This window comes from Streptococcus sp. CL8.13 (assembly GCF_049737895.1).
This window is the reverse complement of record NZ_JBKOTT010000108.1, coordinates 1-3,112: the sequence shown is the minus strand read 5'-3', so window position 1 is coordinate 3,112 and position 3,112 is coordinate 1. Positions and strand designations below refer to the sequence as shown.

The 3,112-nt window shown below is 37.3% G+C and carries 4 protein-coding genes and 1 pseudogene; 4 read left to right on the top strand and 1 reads right to left on the bottom strand.

Annotation, left to right across the window (positions count from 1 at the left end; translation table 11 throughout):
- Together ACLNCN_RS04265 and ACLNCN_RS04260 are read left to right on the top strand one after the other, a co-directional pair.
- Positions 1-497: glycogen/starch/alpha-glucan phosphorylase (locus ACLNCN_RS04265; protein WP_424844695.1), on the top strand; the 497-nt coding region annotated here is incomplete at its 5' end.
- Between the two features lie 348 nt (positions 498-845).
- Positions 846-1,052 carry a hypothetical protein gene (locus ACLNCN_RS04260; RefSeq protein ID WP_424844322.1) on the top strand — a complete coding sequence of 69 codons (207 nt, stop codon included), beginning with the start codon at positions 846-848 and terminating at the stop codon, positions 1,050-1,052.
- A gap of 340 nt (positions 1,053-1,392) precedes the next feature.
- Here the strand turns inward: ACLNCN_RS04260 and ACLNCN_RS04255 are convergent, their stop codons facing one another.
- Positions 1,393-2,241, bottom strand: coding sequence for a putative RNA methyltransferase (locus ACLNCN_RS04255; RefSeq protein ID WP_424844321.1), 849 nt, complete (start codon positions 2,239-2,241; stop codon positions 1,393-1,395).
- Positions 2,242-2,498: 257 nt separating this feature from the next.
- On the opposite strand from ACLNCN_RS04255, the gene ACLNCN_RS04250 reads away from it, so the two are divergent.
- Both ACLNCN_RS04250 and ACLNCN_RS04245 read left to right on the top strand, forming a co-directional pair.
- On the top strand, positions 2,499-2,777 hold the full coding sequence (locus ACLNCN_RS04250; protein WP_000910910.1) for a DUF6110 family protein: 279 nt from the start codon (positions 2,499-2,501) through the stop codon (positions 2,775-2,777).
- Position 2,778: 1 nt separating this feature from the next.
- Positions 2,779-3,112, top strand: a pseudogene (locus ACLNCN_RS04245) (heavy metal translocating P-type ATPase); the annotation flags it as partial.

Below are 3,112 nucleotides of genomic sequence, written 5' to 3'. Positions count from 1 at the left end.
AAATCTCACTTGCTTCTAAAGAAGCTTCAGGTACTGGTAACATGAAATTCATGTTGAACGGAGCTTTGACTCTTGGTACTATGGACGGAGCTAACGTGGAAATCGCTGAGTTGGTTGGCGACGAAAACATCTACATCTTTGGTGAAGATTCAGAAACTGTTATAGACCTTTACGCAAAAGCAGCTTACAAATCAAGTGAATTCTACGCTCGTAAAGCTATCAAACCATTGGTTGACTTCATCGTTAGCGATGCAGTTCTTGCAGCTGGAAACAAAGAGCGCTTGGAACGTCTTTACAATGAATTGATCAACAAAGACTGGTTCATGACTCTTCTTGACTTGGAAGACTACATCAAAGTGAAAGAGCAAATGCTTGCTGACTACGAAGACCGTGACGCATGGTTGGATAAAGTCATCGTTAACATTTCTAAAGCAGGATTCTTCTCATCTGACCGTACAATCGCTCAGTACAACGAAGATATCTGGCACTTGAACTAATACTCTTCGAAAATCAAATTCAAACCACGTCAGCGTTGCCTTGCCGTACTCAAGTACAGCCTGCGGCTAGCTTCCTAGTTTGCTCTTTGATTTTCATTGAGTATAAGATACAAATTCATACTAATACATTTTGTAAAAAAGCGAGTTTCGATTGAAATTCGCTTTTTTGAATGATGTGAATTTTGGTCAATCCTGTAAAAATAGAGAAATCATAGATACAGTAAAGGCTTAGAAATGCTGGTTTTTACTGTCTTCAGCCTTATATTTCTTCGTAGTTGATTACCTCATATTTCTTGTATTCGCTTACATAAAGTATTATAATATGATTGTAGGAAAGAAGGTGTTTTTATGTGGAAAGAATATTTTTCAAAATATAAATGGACGGATTTATTTTGGATTCTATTTGTTATTTTAACATGCCTCTTGGCGGGTAATAGTAATCTTTACCCCCTTACCCATCAAGAAATCTCTTATCATGGGTGCTTATTGGGAATTACACTTGCCTTATATCACTTACTATTTATTGATAAGTTTGTTATCTCGAATCGAAAATAAAGATTAGGGCTATGCTTAACTGTGTACTTTTAGGATTGATTTTGGAGGGAAGATTTTGTCTCTATTATTTATTATTTTAAATTTGTTTATCTTGTACAAGATTTATTCTTTGAGGCGGGAGAAATCGAAATACTTGATTTATACGGCCTATATCATATTTGGGGTAAATGTAATATATGGTATTCAATGGTTATTAAAAGAACTGGTTTCAACTATTTCCACTTAATATGTATGGAAACTATAACAAAACGCATAAGATTAAGGTTTTGACCACCTGTTCTTATGCGTTTTTGTAATATTGAAGATTTTCGGTAAGTTTTATACCTTTGGGAAGTCTAGTTTAGAATGCTCTCCCAACCATAATCTCTGCTTCGATGGTAATCTCTGTTAGTTGGCTCCAGTCAATCTTGCTCTGGTCGATGTGAAAGAGGAGAGGAGTCATGCTGAGTAGGGTTTGAAGCTGCTCTGCTGTGATAGTCTTAGTCAGAGAGGCAGTTTGGTTAGATAGGATGGTAAAGTGTTCTTGGAAATGATTTTTGATATCTTGGTTGGAATAGTCCTTGTTTGTCAGCTGGTCTTGTACCTTCTGACGAATTTCCTTGAGGTGATTTTCAGTTGGGATAACCTTTATCAAGATACCGTCTTTGGATAAAACGCGACGAAATTCTCCATAGTTGGCAGGTGAGAAGATATCAAGCAGGATATCCATGCTAGCGTCTTTTATAGGGAGACGAGCTAGGTCGCCAACGAACCAATTGACTGCCCAGTTGGGTTCGCTCTTGGCAGCGATTTGGACAGAATCTTTGGAAATATCAAAGGCATAGAAGGTTTTGTCAGGGTGATTTTCTTGAAGTTTACGAGAATAAAAGCCTTCGCCACAGCCAATATCTAAGACTGTGGTGCTAGTTTCTGAATTTGCTAACAAGTCAGATATAGTCTCTAAGATAGCCTGATAAAAGCCGGCTTCTAGGATTTGTTGACGGTTTTGAAAGTTTTCCTTGTCGTAGTTAGCAGATTGCTTGATTTGAGGTGCCAGATTGATATAGCCAAATTTAGCCAAGTCAAAAGAATGACGATTGCAGCATTTGAGACTGCTCTCTACCAGAGTCAGATTTTCTTGACAGATAGGACAGGCAAAGGCAGTCGCAGAAGCAAAACGCTGGAGTTTAGGTTTGAGATTTGTATTCATAGTTTAAGTGTATCAAAAGAGGCAAATGAAAGCAACTTTAGGAGTAAGTAGATGGGAGATTCAGTAGAAATAAAACTAATACTCTTCGAAAATCAAATTCAAACCACGTCAACGTCGCCTTGCCGTACTCAAGTACAGCCTGCGGCTAGTTTCCTAGTTTGCTCTTTGATTTTCATTGAGTATAATTCTCCAATTTATGAAATGACATTGCTTTTATATCTAAATTGCTATATAATAATGATAAGGAGGAAATAAGTATGTTAAAAGAAGTACTAACCGTCGCAAAAGTTGCGAAAAAATCATCACTCTTTTTGGGTGGTGTCGCATTTGGTACCCTTGGTTTGAAAATCTTGGCAAGTAAGGAAGCTAAAAAAGGTTATTCTAAAGCTTTGGCTAAGGCTTACAAGTTGAAAGACGGGCTAGATGCATCTGTTTCTGTTGTGAAACAACATGGAGACGATGTCTTGCAAGATGCCAAATATTTGTACGAGCAAGAGAAAAAAGAAGAGCAATTAGATAGCCTTATAGGAGAATAATATGTCTTTTAAAGTGCTACATAGAGGATACCAACATATCCGACTATCATCTTCTTTTTCACTCACCTTGGATATTCAAGACTATCTTCGTTCCTTGGCGAGAGATGAAAAGGGGATTGAGTCTATCCAGTTTTACATGGATCAACAGCACTTTACTCTACGCATAAAAGAAGGCTTTTCTGTATTAGATAATGCAGAAGCCTTTTTAAAAAGAATTGATAAAGGGAAAGTTTCTGAGTTGATGACTCTTCCCATTCGTAGAGAAGAGAGTGCTTATTCTATTGTTTCAGGTGCAGCGATTAAGCGTATACTTTTTCGTAGTTTTGTGCCGTATC

Bases quoted from the DNA above. Each gene is read 5' to 3' on its own strand.
- ACLNCN_RS04260 (WP_424844322.1), top strand. From the start codon at position 846: ATGTGGAAAGAATATTTTTCAAAATATAAATGGACGGATTTATTTTGG.
- ACLNCN_RS04250 (WP_000910910.1), top strand. From the start codon at position 2,499: ATGTTAAAAGAAGTACTAACCGTCGCAAAAGTTGCGAAAAAATCATCA.
- ACLNCN_RS04255 (WP_424844321.1), bottom strand. From the start codon at position 2,241: ATGAATACAAATCTCAAACCTAAACTCCAGCGTTTTGCTTCTGCGACT.